Annotated in this window: 12 protein-coding genes; all 12 read right to left on the reverse strand. The window is 32.9% G+C overall.

Features of this window, described 5'->3' with window-relative positions; all coding sequences use genetic code 11:
- Positions 1-16: 16 nt before the first annotated feature.
- Positions 17-1,543, reverse strand: a complete 1,527-nt coding sequence (locus I5M07_RS02500) for an aminotransferase class V-fold PLP-dependent enzyme (protein WP_233621916.1) — start codon at positions 1,541-1,543, stop codon at positions 17-19.
- A 99-nt stretch (positions 1,544-1,642) separates the two neighbouring features.
- A complete protein-coding gene (locus I5M07_RS02505) occupies positions 1,643-3,679 on the reverse strand; it encodes a protein-disulfide reductase DsbD family protein (RefSeq protein ID WP_200105141.1) in 2,037 nt (678 codons plus the stop codon).
- 432 nt (positions 3,680-4,111) lie between these two features.
- The gene (locus I5M07_RS02510) at positions 4,112-5,485 is read right to left on the reverse strand and encodes a TlpA family protein disulfide reductase (protein ID WP_200104611.1); all 1,374 of its coding nucleotides are present in this window, start codon (positions 5,483-5,485) and stop codon (positions 4,112-4,114) included.
- 33 nt (positions 5,486-5,518) lie between these two features.
- On the reverse strand, positions 5,519-7,015 hold the full coding sequence (locus I5M07_RS02515; RefSeq protein ID WP_200104612.1) for a hypothetical protein: 1,497 nt from the start codon (positions 7,013-7,015) through the stop codon (positions 5,519-5,521).
- A 24-nt stretch (positions 7,016-7,039) separates the two neighbouring features.
- Positions 7,040-7,555, reverse strand: a complete 516-nt coding sequence (locus I5M07_RS02520) for a protein-disulfide reductase DsbD domain-containing protein (RefSeq protein WP_200104613.1) — start codon at positions 7,553-7,555, stop codon at positions 7,040-7,042.
- Positions 7,556-7,582: 27 nt separating this feature from the next.
- A complete protein-coding gene (locus tag I5M07_RS02525; protein ID WP_200104614.1) occupies positions 7,583-8,830 on the reverse strand; it encodes a TlpA disulfide reductase family protein in 1,248 nt (415 codons plus the stop codon).
- Positions 8,831-9,076: 246 nt separating this feature from the next.
- The gene (locus I5M07_RS02530) at positions 9,077-10,573 is read right to left on the reverse strand and encodes a RagB/SusD family nutrient uptake outer membrane protein (RefSeq protein WP_200104615.1); all 1,497 of its coding nucleotides are present in this window, start codon (positions 10,571-10,573) and stop codon (positions 9,077-9,079) included.
- Between the two features lie 15 nt (positions 10,574-10,588).
- Complete coding sequence (locus I5M07_RS02535; protein ID WP_200104616.1) at positions 10,589-14,056, reverse strand: SusC/RagA family TonB-linked outer membrane protein; 3,468 nt, start codon at positions 14,054-14,056, stop codon at positions 10,589-10,591.
- A 97-nt stretch (positions 14,057-14,153) separates the two neighbouring features.
- A complete protein-coding gene (locus I5M07_RS02540; RefSeq protein WP_200104617.1) occupies positions 14,154-15,338 on the reverse strand; it encodes a FecR family protein in 1,185 nt (394 codons plus the stop codon).
- A gap of 155 nt (positions 15,339-15,493) precedes the next feature.
- Entirely contained in the window at positions 15,494-16,063 is a 570-nt protein-coding gene (locus I5M07_RS02545; protein ID WP_200104618.1) for an RNA polymerase sigma-70 factor, read from the reverse strand.
- Positions 16,064-16,558: 495 nt separating this feature from the next.
- Positions 16,559-17,506, reverse strand: coding sequence for a thioredoxin-disulfide reductase (gene trxB / locus I5M07_RS02550; RefSeq protein ID WP_200104619.1), 948 nt, complete (start codon positions 17,504-17,506; stop codon positions 16,559-16,561).
- Between the two features lie 58 nt (positions 17,507-17,564).
- Positions 17,565-17,918 carry a DUF6122 family protein gene (locus I5M07_RS02555; protein ID WP_233621917.1) on the reverse strand — a complete coding sequence of 118 codons (354 nt, stop codon included), beginning with the start codon at positions 17,916-17,918 and terminating at the stop codon, positions 17,565-17,567.
- Between the last annotated feature and the right edge of the window lie 582 nt (positions 17,919-18,500).

Here is an 18,500-nt window from a genome sequence, read left to right on the forward strand (position 1 = left end):
ATTATTTTTCAAATACTTATACTAATTCAGTGGTAAACCAACCTTTAACTTCTTCTTCAAGACTGTCTTTATAAAAAAGACTATCAAACTCATTATTGCAAGGGTTATAGACATAGTCTTTCTGCCACTCAAGGTAGTTCTCAATGATACTTTTCAAGGCGTTACAGATATAAAGTAGCTCAGAATTTGCCATAGTAGGATGTAGCGATAACCGTACCCAACCAGGTTTATTACTTAAATCTTGTTGCAAAATACCTTTTGTTATTACCTCGGATTCTTTTTTATCAATTTTAAAGAGGCTGTGCGCATAGGTACTTGCACACGACCACCCGCCACGGACTTGAATCCCAAATCGGTCATTAAGCAGTCTGACAGCCAAATTGTAATGAATATCTTCTATTGTGAAGGAAACACAGCCAATTCGTTCACTATTTAAGTCTCCTAACAATTTAATTTGGGGTAACTTTTTGAATTCTGAATAACATAGTTGAAGAAGCTCTGTCTCACGCTTTTTCATTTTTTCAATTCCCATTTGTATTTTCAATTCCAAGCACAAGGCAGTACGCATAACTTGAAGAAATCCGGGAGTTCCACCATCTTCTTTTACTTCGATTGAATCGCTGTAGCAAAATCCCCCCCATGGTGTAGTATATTTTACATTACCTCCTCCTGGATTATCGGGACTTGTCGCATTATACAATTTTTCATTAAAAACCAGAATACCACAAGTACCAGGACCTCCAAGAAATTTATGCGGAGAAAAGAAAATAGCATCTAATTTTTCTTGTGGATCATTCGGATGCATGTTTAGTGCAACATACGGTGCTGATGCTGCAAAATCAACAAAACACAATCCCCCATTACGGTGCATTATTTTTGACAGTTCATGGTACGGCGTAATAATACCCGTTACATTGGAACATGCTGTAAAAGAGCCTATTTTTATTTTTCTTGAAGCGTATTTTTTAACTTCTAATTCTACTAACTCGAGATCAATAAGGTTACCCTTCCCTGCAGGTAAAATAACAACATCCGCATCTATTTCGTACCAAGGAACTTGATTGGAATGATGCTCCATATGAGTTATAAAAACCACTGGACGTTCATTAATAAAACTGTTGCTATTTGCTTTTTCTATTTGTTCCACAAATTTCAGCCCCATTATTCGCAACAATTTAGATAGAGCTCCAGTCATACCAGTTCCTGTGGTAACTAAAACATCTTTGTCAGAAGCATTTACATGTTTTTTGATAAGTTCCCTAGCCAATTGATACCCATACGTCGAGGCTTTACCTGACTCACTAGAAAATGAATGGGTATTGGCAATCATAGGTCCTATTTCACTACACATGATCGCTTCAATGGGACGATATAAACGTCCACTTGCAATCCAGTCAGCATACACCATCTTTTGATTACCATATGCAGAATGAAATATATGATTGTATCCTATCGTATTTTCTCTGAATTTGGAAAAATATACTTCAAGCTCTGACTGTCCGTCACCAGCCATTTGTCTTTCAGATTTAGCATTATCTTTCATTACAAAACTTTTAATAATTTATTTTAGAAGAAGACGAATTACTTTGGATATATTTATCCAAAGCAATTCATTTCCAAGAATTAATAACCTTTATATATGTTACTTTTTAAATTGTGACACACCTTTTTTGAGCCAACTCTGAAATTCTTCAATATTTGGTGTGTAAGCTACCGGCTCTGTTAAATTTTCCCCAGAATGATCCATAAGTACGTAAAAGGGTTGTGAATTTGCTTTGTATTTTATAGTCTGAAGTTCACTCCATTTTTGTCCAATATACTTTAACTGTTTACCTGGTCGTAATTTAGACTCTACAACCTCACTAGATGCTAAATCCCTTTTATCATCCACATATAATGAAATTAACACCACATCATTTTTCAACATAGACAATATTTTTGGATCAGGCCATACATTCTGCTCCATTTTTCTACAGTTTACACAAGCCCATCCTGTGAAATCTAACATAACTGGCTTACCTACTTTTTTTGCATAAGCCAAGCCTTTATCATAGTCGTCAAAAGCTACTATATCATGCGGCGCTAAAAGATGAGCTCCTTCTGGTACATCTGTATGAGCTGACGCTGGCGATCCACCCTTTGAAGAACCAACACCGTATGGAGATTCACTGTAATCTTGGGGTGGTGGAAAAGCACTGATTAAATTTAGTGGTGCTCCCCATAAGCCTGGAATCATATATATAGTAAAAGATAAAACAACAAGGCCAAGACTAAGTCTTCCTACTGAAATATGATTCAAAGGCGAATCATGTGGTAAAGTTATTTTTCCAAAAAGATATAAAGCTAGTGTACCAAATACAGCTATCCAAATCGCTAAAAAAACTTCACGCTCTAGTAAATGTGTCTGCATAACCAAATCCGCCTGTGATAGGAATTTAAAAGCTAGTGCCAGTTCTAGAAAACCCAAAACAACTTTTACTGTATTTAACCAGCCTCCTGATTTAGGTAGTGAATTTAGCCAGCCTGGAAAAGCAGCAAATAATGCAAATGGTAATGCAATCGCTAACGAGAAACCAAACATACCAATAATAGGTGCAATACCACCTTTTGAAGCTGCCTGAACCAAAAGTGTTCCGACAATAGGACCAGTACATGAAAAAGATACAATTGCAAGAGCCAAAGCCATAAAGAAAATACCAACTAGTCCTCCCCTGTCAGCCTGAGAATCTACTTTATTGGACCATGAGTTTGGCAACATAATTTCAAAAGCTCCTAAAAATGAAACAGCAAAAATAACCAGCAATAAAAAGAAAATAATATTAAACCATACATTAGTAGCAAGAGCATTTAAGGCATCTGCTCCGAAAATGCCCGTTACCGCAGTTCCTAGAAGCACATAAATAACTATAATACATACACCGTAAATAATAGCATTTTTAATTCCAACGGCTTTATTCTGGCTTTGCTTTGTAAAAAAACTTACAGTCATAGGAATCATTGGAAAAACACAAGGCGTTAAAAGTGCTGCAAAACCAGACAGAAAAGCAATAAAGAAAATACCCAATAATCCGTTTTCCTTCTTATTTTCAGCCTTCACATCATTTGAAACTATTGGTTTTATAGTATTATTTTCATGTTGTTCTATTGATGCTGTGTCCTTTTCTTTAATTATTGAATCAGATATTACGGTGGTTTGTTGCGTTGAAGTTATTGGCTGAGCTATTATTTTTGCTTTTTCTAAGTTAAAAATCAAGTCAACTTCCGTCGGAGGCATACATCTTGAATCATCACAAACCATAAACTCAACCACCGCTTTAACCGAAGATATCTTTGATGATACTAGTATCCTCTGTTCAAAAACTGTAGAATTTTCAAAATATTTTATCTTCATCCTAAAAATAGGATCCTCTATGATATGCCCCTCTTTTTCAGCCGTTGTTCCATTTAATTTAAAAGATCCCTTAACAACATCATATTTAAATGTTGTGGGAATTGGACCATTTTCCGGAACATTTTGCGAATATAGGTGCCATCCTTGTTGAATCGAAGCTGTTGAAACAAGTTTGTATTCTTTATCCGAAAGTTTTTCAACAGTCGTATTCCATTTTACAGGATCCAAAACTTGTCCATGTCCTAAAAAAGATAATAGTAGTACTATTAGTAGTATCGTTTTTCTCATAAAAGTGTAAGTTGTTTCTAGTTTTTTCAAAAAAAATATTAAGTATAAAATTGTTATGCCTCTACAGCTCTTTCTATTGAATTTTTTAATAATTATTCTATTAAAAGAGGACTGCTAGAATAGAGTCCTCTTCTCCTTCTTCTTTAATTGTTTTCCAAGTGAGTTACTAATTCAAAATATCTTTTAAAACATGTTTTATTAAAGAAGCTTAATAGCAATAAATCATCATCATATCATATATAATCATCTAATTTTAACCACAATAAAACTAGCAAGACTCCCATTTTTGTAAATAAATGGTAACAGATAATATCCTTAAAAAAAAGCATTATAACCCTAGTCCCTTCAAAATACACTTAATAAAAAGCATATTTTAAGCAACTATTTATTTTCCTAATAACTAGAAAATTAAAAAAAGTAAAAAGGTTGTTTTTAGATTCCCAACTCAGAAAATAATTTTACAATTTTATCTTCTTCAGCTGGTCTAGCTGCATTTGCGCTAATAATGTTTCCATTTGGATCAAGTAAAATAAACCTTGGAATTGCCATTATAGAATAATCTTTGATAAACTGAGAATCAAAATCTTTATCAGCAATTAATTGAATTCCACCTAATTTTTTATCAACAATCATTTTTTTCCACTTGTCATGTGCGCTTGCTTTATCAACCGAGATACTGACAAAAGTTATGTTTTTCTCACGATATTTATCTTCCAATTTTTGCAAGAAAGGAAGTTCAGCCATACACGGTCCACACCAAGTTGCCCATACATCTATATAAACATATTTTCCTTTTAACTCGCTTAAAGAAGTAACTCCGCCAGCGTTATTTTCATATTTTACAAATTGGGGAGATAACTGACCTTTGTCCACAATCAATAACTTATTATATAAATCTGTTATAACTTTCTTGTCGTCTTGACTTGTTGAAGCATTCATAAATGCATTGTAATATGCCTTAAGATCCGTTGTTAAAGTAATTCCTAATTCAGCTGAAGAAAATAAAAGGCTGTTTTTTATAGTGGAATTTGAAATAGAACCTAATGCCTGCAACAATGCTACATCTTCAGGAATTGAGGTCGATTGGCTTATTTTCTCACCCTCTTTACTGTAGTGAGAGAGTATAAGTTTCTTATAATCTTCTGAAAAATTAAAGTCTTCTGCATTTTCAAATGATAATCCATCTAAGTCGCTAAGAAATCCCTGAGAAACTTTAAAACCTGGTTTTGCGGCAAAATATTCGTGGTATTTTTCATAGTTATCTAATTTAACTAAATAACCATAATTTAGATTTCTTTTTTCTTTGGTTTTGTAACTTTCAGAAATGCCTTTAACACCGTCTAAAATTCTTTCAATACTTGTCTGAACTTCTTTTGATTTTATCTTAAATACCGCTTCGTCTTGTGTATAAAAAGCTTTTTCATCTCCAATTAACTTACCTTCAGCCTCCATTTTTAAACCTAGGTAATTAGACGCTTCAAACCCTTTACCCGAAAATTTAAGAGTATTATTGAAGTCATTAGTATCCGCATTTATAACAATGTCACTTCCATTTTCAATGTAAATCTGAGCATAGTTCGTTCCATCAAACAGAAAATATACCCCCTCTTTAGCACGAAGTGTATCTTTAAATTTTCCCTGCGCATCTATTTTAAGAATTTGTGAAAAGGATTGATCCTTACTTACAATTTTCCAATCGGCTTTTTTATGTGTGATCACACCTGAAATTATAGCATAATCTGGTTCCTTTTCATTCCAAGAGACAAGTGCTAAAGCCGCAACTACTAAACAAATTATTTTTTTCATATTATTATTTTTTATTATTTACACTGTTACTGATTACTTTGTAGTATCAATCAGCCATTTATAACCTCCAGCTTCTGTAAAGAACAATTTAGAAGAATTATCCTGAAGCCATTTTTCCCATTCCTGTGGACTTTTGTTCATTGCGGTATAACGTAAAAGAACTCTGTTAACTAAATCAATATCTTTACCGCTCTTTAAAAGTGAAACACATTGTGTTAAAAGATTGATATCTGCATTGCCAATACCTATTTTTTTGATGTCCTCGTCAATTTTTAACTCATAAAATCCATCGGGTTCAGAGTACATATACTTTTTATTCTCTTTCAGGTATTTTATTAATTTATCTACATTTTTCAGATATTCTGGTTTGTAAAAAGTCTGTGCAGTCATCTGTAGATAGTCTTCCCAAGTTGGAACAGGAATCGGCTGAGACTGTGCACCAAGTATAGCTTCTTCCATTTCACTTAATTTTTCACCGCTCTTTTTCTTATCCAATAACTTATTTATCTCTTTCTCCCTTTGAACATTTAGTTCTCCCATGTAAATTTTGAATTTCTCAAAAGACTCCGTATTAAGATTGGCAATCATATCGTCAATTGAAGTTCGTATAGCAATACGATCATTATATTTTCTAGCAATTGGTTTTTGCCCTTTAAATTGCTTGATATATACAATACTATTAGCAAAAACCTGCTTGGCTTCCTCAGTCATAAAATCTGGAGACGCTGAAAAGCCCCATAAAAAGAAATTACCATGTCGGCCTATGGCCACAGCTCCAACATCTTTACTATTAACTCCGCTTGAAATATATTCAGCATCTGGAGAATCTAAAAAGCCATCACCTCTTGTCACAAGACCAATACGGTATCCTTTTCCGTCTAAATAGCCTTCTTTTTGAACACGCCACATTGGTATTTCTTTCGGTACATCTTTCCCAGAAGGATAATGAAAGATTGCTTCTGGTGTTGGTTTAACTGTCATTGTAAGTTTTACCGGAAATGGTCCTTTAAAAATAGGATGTTCCGTTTTTAAATGATGAGCCTCTGCATCCAAGCACAAACACAACCAATCCAGTTTCAAACCAATACTGTTACCCATATTCGGTGCAGTGTGACCAATAAAAATAGTTGGAAAATCAAAATCTTCCGTTAAATACTTTGCCGGTTTGTATTTCGGAGAATCCTGTCTCTTTTCCCATGGATTGATATCCTGATCGAAGATCGTAACATCATAGCTTTTGGACATATCCATTGTATAGCTTCTGGCATCCATAACTTTGACCGATGTGAAATACTCTTTTAGATAACTTTCAAAAGCATTATATCTTGTTTTTACGTCTTCTCTAAAACGCTCCGGGGTCATACCTCCTGTTTTTGTTTCCGAATTAATTATTTGTTCGCTTACCGGAACTGCTGGATCAAATCCTACATATAATACCGACAAGTTTTCCTTTTTCTGTTGCGCATAAAATGCAGCGTTAGTACCGAACAGTATTACTATCAATACCATTGTTTTTTGCAACTGTCTCATTGTAATTACTTTTATTATATACGATTATAATTTTAATTCCTTCGCTTTTGTTTTCGGAGGTAAACACTGCCTAATGTCGCAAGTCTGATAAAATAGTCCTGTTGTTATTTTAGATCCTGAGGCTAAATCCTTCACAGAAAAATATCTTGTAAAAACCTGTTGTCCTTTATAGACAAAAATATTGTCTGCATAAGGGTATGAATTAGGTTTGGTCCAATCTGTTAAGGGAGTTACTCCTTTTGGGGTTTCCAGTACTAGCTTATACTGAAGGTATGGCTGAGTTTTTGGTACATAAGCATAAATATGCCATCCTGCTAATACTTTACTTTTCACTACAACAGCGAACTGCGTTTTACTACTGTTCCATATCAGCTGAGAATCAACTGAAACAGGATCTGAAACACTGGGGTCTTTAACCTTTAATGATAAAATTGCCTTTTCAACTTTTTTAGTAAGAGCAGCATCTGGCTGATTTTGACCAAATGAATTTAATGCTAAGTTTAAAAACAAAATTAAACCACACTTTTTAATTATTCTCATTTTACTGTTTATTAGTTTTTCTTGGTATTAATAAGTTTTTCCAAACTGATTTCCATATAATTCAATTAAGTTTTTATCCATGAAAGATCCTCTCATGTTTGTCGTTACTATTTTTCCCTTTGGATCTAACAGTATACAAGTAGGAATGGCACGAAGCTGGTATTTTTTAGCCAGTTCTCCATCAAATGCTTGTAAGTCAGAAACCTGTATCCAAGGCATATTTTCTTCATTCACTGCATCTAACCATGCTTGCTTATCCTGATCCATTGAAACACTGATTACTTCAAAACCTTTTGGATGATAGCGTTCGTATACTTCTTTTAAATGTGGAATATCCGCTCGACAAGGATGGCACCATGAAGCCCAAAACTCCAATAAAAGGTAGTTACCTTTTCCTGCATAATCAGAAAGTTTTACTGACTTACCAGTTGAATCATTAAAAGAAAGATCCATATAAGAGGCACCTGGAGCTACAGTTTTAACTTCAGAGATTCTTGAGATAAGATTTTTACCTACATCAGTATTTTTTTGCTCAACAGGTATAACCGACTCTAATTTTTTCAATTCTTCAAGTGACAATTTAGTAAGCTCATTTTTGGCAATAGTAAGCCCTACAGGATTATTTATATTCTCGTTAATAAATTTTAAAACGTAATTATGTCTTTTTTCCTGATTTTCTTCAATTTTAGTTACAATAGCAACTCCTGTAGAAATTGGACCTTTTTTTGATGCTTTTTCAGGATTTAAATAAGGTAGGTATTCATCATCAAAAAGTGCAGAAGCTTTTTCTCCAAATAACTGTAAACCGTCAAGATAACTTAAGTAAACATCTTGACTTTTTGAACCTGTAATTGCAACGTTCTTAAAGGAATATCTACCTTCAGAAAAAAGACGATTCGCCAATGGAATACTATCCAAAACTGCTTTTAAATCAATCTCTGAATTCTCTAAAAAAACAGGAACAGACGGCTGGTAAACAGGCATTCCTGGCTCTTCAGGCTCAGTTTTACTATTGATTACTAAAAGAAACAATTTTGCCTCAGGCATTTTTCCTGAAAATTCAAATTTCCCATCTTTAATTACGGTACTGTCTGCAACATTTCCAGCATTAAAAACTGTTGTCATTAAATCATCATTTACAATTTTCAGAAAAACTTTCGTACCTTCAGCGGCGCCTTCGATCTCACCCTTAAAAGAATAAACCTCTTTTTTTTCTTCTTTACATCCTAAAAGTAACACACTTATTAAAGCAATGTAGTAGCAGCTTATTTTCATCTTAAAATTCTTTTAATTACTATTCTCTATTCACTATATAATTGAATTATGCCTAGGCCATATTCATTTTACTTTATTACTTATAATTCTATTTTTTGATAAGCGAAGCCCTCTTATAGCTGGAATAAATGTTCCATAGATATAAGATATAGTCACACCTCTCCTACAAATAAACTATTTGTTGATTTTCTTTAAAAAGTGGATAATAAGGCCTTTGATGATTTGTCAAAGGCCTCTATTTAATTACTAGTAACCAGGGTTTTGCTTAACAATATTATTTCCTGCTTTAATAGATACATCAGGAATAGGCAAGATGAAAAAATCAGAATTAGTAGCGGTAGATTTCACATCAGAAACTTGAAACCCTGTTCCAAATCCATCAGCATAATCGTAACGAATAAGGTCGTACCAGTCTTCTCCTGTTTCTGAGCCAAGCTCCATAAGCTTCTCCATTCGTACAGCTTCTAAAAATTGCGTATATGTAATTGATGCAGGATAGATTACAAAACCTTCCTCAGCAGAAGTAGCTCCTGCTCTAATTCTAATTTGATTCAAAGCAGCAAGAGCATCTGAAGACACGCTTTTAGTGCTTCTAGCTGCAGCTTCTGCATAAATCAAATATATTTCTGCCATACGCAGAATATATAATGTTTCAAATTGTGACTGTGGACCAAAACGTTGTGCAAATTTCATATTTCCATTGTAACCAAAGTCCGGAATAGCATAAGAACCCGTTTTCATGAATGGAATTCTAGTTTCATCGTATTTGATAACCTTTCCTCCTATTGATACAGTACCCGTTTCACCTAAATTATAGTACCATTCCGAAACGGCATTGAAAACGGCCCAGAAATTACCATTACCTAAAGTTTCATCTCCATCAGCATAGACTGCTAAAAGCCCCTCAGAATTGTCTAAAGTACCAATAGTAGTATGATCAAAAAGTTGTTCAAAATTAGAAACTAATGCAAAATCAGGTCCCGAATTATCAATAACATCCTTTGCCACTGTTGCGGCTTCTGCATAGCGCCCCATATATAGTAACACCTTAGCCTTCAATCCTTTTGCAAAAGTTTTATTAGCATAATATTTCTTACGTAAAGCGGGTGCAGTTGCAATACCATCCTCCAAATCTTTCAAAATCGCATCATAAGTTTCCCCTACTGAAATCCTTGGTATTGTTGTAGCATCTCTTGCAGGTTCTAAACGGACATTCACACCATACTCTGAATTAACATCATAAAACTGTCCAAATTTCACAAGTAAATTAAAATGACCTAAAGCTCTCATAATTTTAGCTTCACCTACAATTTCAGATTTTCTATTTTTGTTAATAAAAACATCTTCTTGTAATTTTTCCACACCACTTATTACCCAGTTGGCTCTATTAATCATAGTGTATTCACCTGAATAAATTGACTGAACCTTATTCCCTACTGTTAAAGGTGTATTTCCTAGAAGTCCCCTGTCCTCAGCGTTTAGAAACGCAGGATAACCTCCCGTATCAACACCGCTTAAGGTACTTCCCACTATAGAACTAAAGGGGTTACTTCCTCCTTTTTGCTGCAAAATTGAATAAACGCCTGTAAGTGCTAATTCTGCAGAATTTTCATTGGAAATTGCAGTTTCTGCTGGCAAAGAATATAGCGGTTCATATTCATCTAAGTCTTTTGTTAAATCACAAGAAGTAAAAAACACTAAAAAAAGACATGCCGTTATATATATATTATTTGATAGTTTCATCTTTTATTTTTTTAATTAAAATGTCACGTCTAAACCAATTGTAAAAGTTTTTGCCAAAGGATACGAATACGATTCATCTCTGTTTAGATCTGTTGTCGCACCTCCTCTTGGTTGATATACAGATTCAGGATCTACACCAATATAATTAGTAATCGTAAATAAATTATTTGCTGACAATGATAACCTCATATTAGCAATCTCCGTTTTATTTAACCACTGTTTTGGAAAATTATATGCTAACGAAGTAGAACGTAATCGAATATAAGAGGCATCTCCAACATATTTAGAAATAGCATACCCTTCATTTGCAGCACCAATACGAGCATAAGTTGCATTTGGATTCTCTGGTGTCCAAGTATCATATACAATAGTTGTTGTATTCACTTGAGGATTTTGAGCGTCACTCATAAAATTCCCCAATGTAACTTCTCTTTGATTACCCTGTGAGTATTGAAAATTAAAAGAAAAGTTGAAGTTTTTATAGGTCATAGTATTATTCCAACCCCCAAAGTAATTAGGATTTAGATTTCCTATCGGTTTTAAATCATCAGTATTAATACGACCGTCTCCATTAATATCTTTGTAAATATAATCTCCTGGTTGTGATAAATTACCATAATAAATACCTGTTGGTGATGCCGCGTCCAAAGCATCAATCTCAGCTTGATTTTGAGCAATACTCTGAACTTCATATCCTGTAATAACTCCAATTGGCTGCCCCTCAACAATTGAAGAAGACGAACCAAAACTAAACACATTCCCTCCATTTAGAGAGTCTACATTATTTTTAATAAACGAAATATTAAATGATGAATTCCAAGTAAAATCCTTGTTACGAATAATATCCCCACCTACAGTTATCTCCCATCCTTTATTACTTACATCTGCAATGTTAGAGTTGTAAGAACTCGTACCGGTTTCTGATGGTACTGGTGTGTATAGAATTATACCATTTGTTTTTTTCTCAAAATAACCAATCTCACCGTTTAAACGGTTATTAAATAGACCAAACTCTAATCCAAAATCGATTTGATTAGTTTCTTCCCATCTAATATCATTATTAGGTATTGAATTCACAACAATACCGTTAATATTTGCATAGATAGACTCTCCTCCAGCTAATGAATTCATGTACGCCAAATAAGAAAAAGAAGATAAATTATCTGATCCAGTTTTACCTATAGAAGCTCTTAATTTCAATTGATTAATTACATTACTTTTGAAAAACTCTTCGTTATGAACATTCCAAGCTAAAGCTCCAGAGGGAAAAAAACCATATTGATTATTTGGTCCAAATTTAGTAGAACCGTCTCTTCTTGCTGTAAATGTCGCCAAATAACGATCTTTATAAATGTAATTGACTCTTCCAAAAATTGAATTTAATCCGTTTTCTAAGGCATCACTTTGATAGGTTGTAGCACGACTGGAAGAACCTATATTTGTTAAGATATAATCATCTGGAAAACCTGCATAATTTTGCACCGCTAAATCTATTCTAGATTGATCCCAAGAAATACCTGCAACCGCATTAATACTATGCCCACTTTCAAATTTATTAGTGTAGGTCAATGTATTATTGAAAGAGGTGCTGAATCCTTTATTATGCTGTACACGCAAAGTGGCTTCAGCAGAACCAGTAATTGGATCTGTACTCGCTAATTGTGAAAAAGATGGCGCAAAATTATTGGTCTCGTCAATATTTGCCGCAACACTTAATAAAGATTTAAAACTTAAACCTTTAACAATATTAATTTCACCATAAACAGACCCGAATACATTTTGTGCAGTAGTATTGTTTTTAGCCTGCCCCTCGCCTCCAACAGGATTTCTAACCGTAGGATTTGGCCCATAAAAAGTAGGAGTAGACGTATATTCGCCATTTTCATCATATACCCCTAAATCTGGTCTGAAATTCCCTAATAGTAAACCATTTACATTAGAGGTTTTATTGATAGAATAATTATAATTTATAGAAGTTCCTATTTTTAAGTGTTCTGTGATTGTGGCATCAAGATTACTTGCAAAATTGTATCTTTTGAACTTAGTCCCAATCATCATACCTTCCTGATCAGTAACAGTGGCTGCAACCAGGTAATTAACGTTTTCACTACCACCCGACACATTGAAACGGTAGTCATTCCACAAAGCACTTTGGTTCGTAATTTTCTTCTGCCAATCAGTATTTTCAGAACCGAAAAAAGTACCCGCAAGTATTGCAGCATCGTCAGGTGTACCAACTCCTTGATCGATCCTTTTTTGAGCCTGCTCAGTTTGAAAAGTTTTATACTGATCTACACTTAAAAAATCAAATGTACTGGTTGGATTTTGAAATGTCGAATTAATAGAAAAATTAAACTGAGGCTTTTGGTTTCTTTTTCCATGTTTAGTAGTTACAATAATTACTCCATTAGCTGCTCGTGACCCATAAATTGCAGCAGCAGAAGCATCTTTCAAAATATCTATCCTTTCTACATCATTAGGATTTATAGCCATTAAGGGATTTTCACGCTGACCAGTGACAGAGCTACCTAATCCATTCTCTTGAAAACTAGGATTTATGGTAATAGGAACACCATCCACTACATATAAAGGTTGGTTATCGCCACGTAAAGAAGTTAGTCCTCTAATATTTACTGCAGCTCCGGAACCAGGTTTTCCACTAAGAGGAGAAACAGATACCCCACTAAGCCTGCCCCCCAAAGCTTGATCAATTGTCTGTGTCTTAACTTGCACAATCTCTTCCGCTTTAACCGAACCAATCGCACCAGTTAAATCCTTTTTTTTAGTTGTTCCATATCCTACAACTACCACCTGATCTAGCTCACTTGCTTTTTCATTAAGTATTATATTAAAAACCTTTTGGGCTCCCGTTATACGTTCTGTATAAACTTCAAATCCCATTCCTGCGGCATAAATATAATTTCCCGTCTCGGCCTTTAAAGAAAATGAACCATCGTAGTCCGTAACAGTACCTCTTATCAAAAAATCTTTACTGATTGCATCATCCTTAACATTTCCAGTAGTAGAAACATATACCGTAATTCCAGGTATTCCCATTCCTGATATATCATTAACTTTACCCGAAATTAATATTTCACTTTTCGCTTTAAGTTTAGGAAGTTCATTTATAACAATAGTATTATTATTAAATGAATAGTTAAAACTTCCAGATGAAAGAGCTTTATCTAATAATTCATTAGTTGGTATACTTCCTTTAACAAGATCAACTTTTGGGAAATTTTTAAATTGCTGTACTTGATAAATAAAAGTATAATTGGTCTGACTCATAATAAGATTAAATACGTCATCTACACTCATACTCTTATTCTGGTCTATTTTTACTTTAGCAGTCTGTGCTACAGCATTATTAGACATTAACCCAAAAAAGGCAATACAAATTAAAAATACAAGAGACCGCTTGCTCTTTATTTTTAAAAATTCATTTCTGTGATTAAAAAAAACTCTGGTTAGTTTATTTTCCATAAATTTGGTTTTTCTAATTGATTATAGCATTGATTAGTCATTATGAAGGGGATAAAGTCTTATACTTTGGTCGGTCTAAACTTTGTTCCCTTTAATTTCATTTTTTAATAATTATTCTGTCTTTTTTTATCTCATAGGCATTTATAAATTTAGTTTTCTTTATTAAGGTTAGTATTTCTTCAATATCTTGATTTTTATTTATAACTCCCTTAAATTCAATATCCTCTACACTTTTATCTTCAAATTCTATCTCTACATCATACCATCTTGCGAGAACCTGCATTATTTCTTTTAATTTTTTACTTTTAAAAGCAAACAATCCTTTTTTCCAAGCAGTTTCTGAATATAAATCCACTTCTGAAATTTCTGTCCTTTTATTTAATTTATTTAATGCAAGTTGTTCAGTAGGTTTAAGGAATTCTTTTTTATTTCCGATCTCAACAGCCACTTTTCCTTCAACCAAAGTGGTATAAATGATATCTTCATCACGGTATGCTTTTACATTAAACTGTGTACCAATCACTTCTATATCCTGTATACCTGTAAGAACTTGAAATTTGGCACCTTTATGGACTGTACTTGGTGATACTGAAAAATAAGCCTCACCATACACCAATTCAACTTTTCTAGTTTCTCCTTCCACAAAAGAAACAGGGTATTTTAATTTAGATTCAGAGTTTAACCAAATCTGTGTTCCATCTGATAATTTTACAAAAAATTCACCCCCTCTAGGAATAGTAAGATAGTTGTACGAAACTTTATCATTTGCACTATTTGTTTTTACATAAACCAATTCTTCACCATTACTTACTGTATTTTTACCATTATATGATTTTCCTTTTTCAAGAACGATAGTTTCACCCGTTTCTGTGGTAAGAGTCGCTTTATCACTTCCTATTCTAATATCATTATTTACAACAACTTCATTTGGTACTTCATCAACAGGTAAACCACCGCCGTTATAAAACGCATTAAAAAAAACAAAAAGCAAAATGGCTGCCGCAACTCCATATTTAAATAAGCTACTTTTAATTAACCTTATAACTTTTGATTCCTTAGGTTGCTCTTCTTTAATAGCATCAAGAATATTTTCCAACATTCTATCTCTATAACCATTCTCAGGATTTAATTCCTCTAAGTCAGAATCCAGCTGAAAACTCTCAGTGTAATTTATAAGCATTTTCAACTCGCTCAAGGATATTTTACCATCAAGATAATTATCAATAAGTTTTTGAAAGTCCTGTCTGTTATAATTAGAATCCATTAAATTTTGATTTCTCATTGTCTGTATAATTATATAGTGTAGGTAAAAGGAGGTATCACGTAAATAAAAAAAAATTTTTATCGATTTGATAATTTATTAATGATTAGTTAATACTGTATTGATAAATCAACATAATTATCAGTACATAACTATAATATTCTAATCTAGAGGAATTAATGTAGTAGATAAAGTATAAATTCAATTGTTAAAGCGTGCCCCAAAGAATCCCTTAAAACTTTAAGTGCATTTGAAATGTGAGTTTCAACTGTTCTAGTTGATATAGCAAGAAGTTCTGCAATCTCTTTATGAGAAAGCCCTTCATTTCTACTCATAGTGTAAACTAGTTTGCATTTATCTGGTAGTCTTTCAATAATCAACTTTACCTGCTCTTCAAGTTCCTCATGAATCATTCTTGTTTCAGGAGTAGAGTATTGCATTCTGCCATTGATATCATCATACAGCTCCACACGAATCGCTTTTTCTCTTCTAAATTCTGCAAAAATCTTATATCGTACACTTGCGTACAGGTAACTCTGTAGTGATACTTTGATTTGAAGTTCAGATCGTCTTCTCCAGAAATCAATAAAAACATCCTGAACAATTTCTTCACACAATTCCCTATCTTTTAGAAGATTGTATGAAAACACCAAAAGTTTCCTGCAAAATCTATCATAAAGTATAGTAAGCGCTTCTTTATTTCCCGCTTTAATCCTTTGTATTAATTCTTCCTCAGTAATATTCATATTGTCTAACAAATGTTTTGCAATTTAACCAAAAGTTAATAATTTGAATACTTTTTCTATTTATTACAAATAAAATATATCCTTTTTAAGAATCACATAGTAAATTTAAATCAACTTACACTATTTATTTCATTTCATAAATTTTACATATATATTTTTACATAGTCCACATAAACTACACTTCTAACTTTTAAGATAATTGCATATAATAGTATAGCAATATTAAACCTACTAAAGCAATATATTATAATTTTAATACTTCAACTAGCAAACTTTTACTAGCGCTTTTATGTACTTGAATTACCTTACGAAAATAAATTTATTTGCTTGGAACTACGATTAAACAAATAGAACTCAAAAAATTAAATCCCATAGTCGACTCTTAACTCTAAAATTTTCATAAAGAAAAAAGCCCCTTTCTAAAAGGAGCCTTTTATAAGCTATTCTATGAAAATGTCCAAATAACCTTAATAATAATATAAATTAAGTCAACAACTAAACTTTAGCCGCTAAATAACGTTCTGCATCTAAAGCTGCCATACAACCTGTTCCCGCAGCAGTAATTGCCTGACGGTAAACGTGATCCGCAGCATCTCCAGCAACAAAAACACCAGCAACATTTGTTTTAGATGTTCCAGGCGTATTTATAATGTAACCCGTTTCGTCAAGTGTAATATAATCTTTAAAAATATCTGTGTTTGGTTTGTGACCAATAGCTACGAAAAAACCTGTAGCAGGAATATCATACGTTTCACCGTTTGATTTATTCAAAACTTTAATCGCTTCAACAACTTGTTGGTCTCCTAAAACTTCAACTGTATCGTGGTTTAATAAAATTTCGATGTTTTCCGTTTTGCGAACGCGTTCTTCCATAATTTTAGAAGCTCTGAATTTTTCACTCCTAACTAACATGGTCACTTTTTTACATAATTTAGATAAATAGTGCGCTTCTTCACAAGCAGAATCGCCAGCTCCAACAATTACAACCTCTTGATTTCTGTAAAAGAAGCCTTCACAAACTGCACATGCTGAAACACCTCCACCCATTTGTAAATAATGTTGTTCAGATGGCAGTCCTAAATATTTAGCTGAAGCTCCAGTAGAAATAATTACTGTTTCACAGTGTAATTCAATACTATCATTAATCCATACTTTATGAATATCTCCCGAAAAATCAACTTTTGTAGCCCATCCATCACGAATATCTGCACCAAAACGTTGTGCTTGCGCCTGTAACTGAATCATCATTTCTGGTCCCGTAACACCATCAACATAACCTGGGAAATTTTCAACTTCATTGGTTGTAGTTAACTGACCACCTGGCTGCATTCCTTGATATAATACGGGATTCATATTAGCTCTAGCTGCATAAATTGCAGCAGTGTAACCTGCAGGACCTGAACCTATAATTAAGCATTTAATTTTTTCAATACTTTTTGTCATAGTTAGTTATGTATAAATTATAAAAATATTTTAATTAAGCCATAAGACGAAGGCAATTTTATCGCCCATGAATTGTTACAAAACTTGACCAGTAACAATCTTGATAATCTGTTATAATATGAAACAATAGTCCTACTGCTACAATTCTACTTTGTTTGAAAATCAGTAAAAATAAATAAATAACTATTGCATAATAAGAATGTAATGGATGAAATCCAACACTACATCTAGATGGATCAAAAATTGGTGTAGCTAAAAGATGATCAACGTCAATAACCATAGTTGCAACCATAATAATCCATGCTCGTTTCCAATTTGATCTAAAAAAAACAAATGCAAATAGTCCTGGTGCCAAAAAATGCAGGCTATAATGAAGGGTGTTTTGTAGTATTCTTAAAATTTCAATATTCATAATTTTGCAGACATCTTTTCTATCTGATTTAATAAGTAGGAAATAATTTTTCCCTTTGTTTTTCTAATAATGATTATCTAACTATTTTATAATTCTAGTCAACATTGTCGATTCATACATTTATTTTATTGCTTACAATAGTATTATTGGATCCTATCGAAGTACATAGGTAAAATAGATGCAAAAAACTATAGATGCGTTTATCTTTGATTGTCAAGCTACTTTTCCTTGACTGAATTTTATTGTGAAATTTTATGTATCTTATGTATAGTGTTGTATAGTGTAATAATTAGAAACTATCACGTATAAAAAAAAAAACTTTTAATGATTTAATAAGTTTCGAAGTAAAAAAGAATATTATTCGAACAAATATCCTGATTTAAACACTAATAAATAATAATATCATCACGAAAAAATTCAATTACTTAGATGATTATTAAATTTTGGCATAATATTGAAAGCTTAAATGTTTTTTAACATCTTCTCTTTCAAAAAATATTGAATTTGTGCGCTTATTGTTTTTTGCTGCTACAATACAAGAACTTTAATTTGTTTGCAAAAAACGCATATATTGACCACCTG

Origin of the sequence: Flavobacterium agrisoli, assembly GCF_016522065.1 — a bacterium.
Classification (GTDB): Bacteria; Bacteroidota; Bacteroidia; order Flavobacteriales; family Flavobacteriaceae; genus Flavobacterium; species Flavobacterium agrisoli.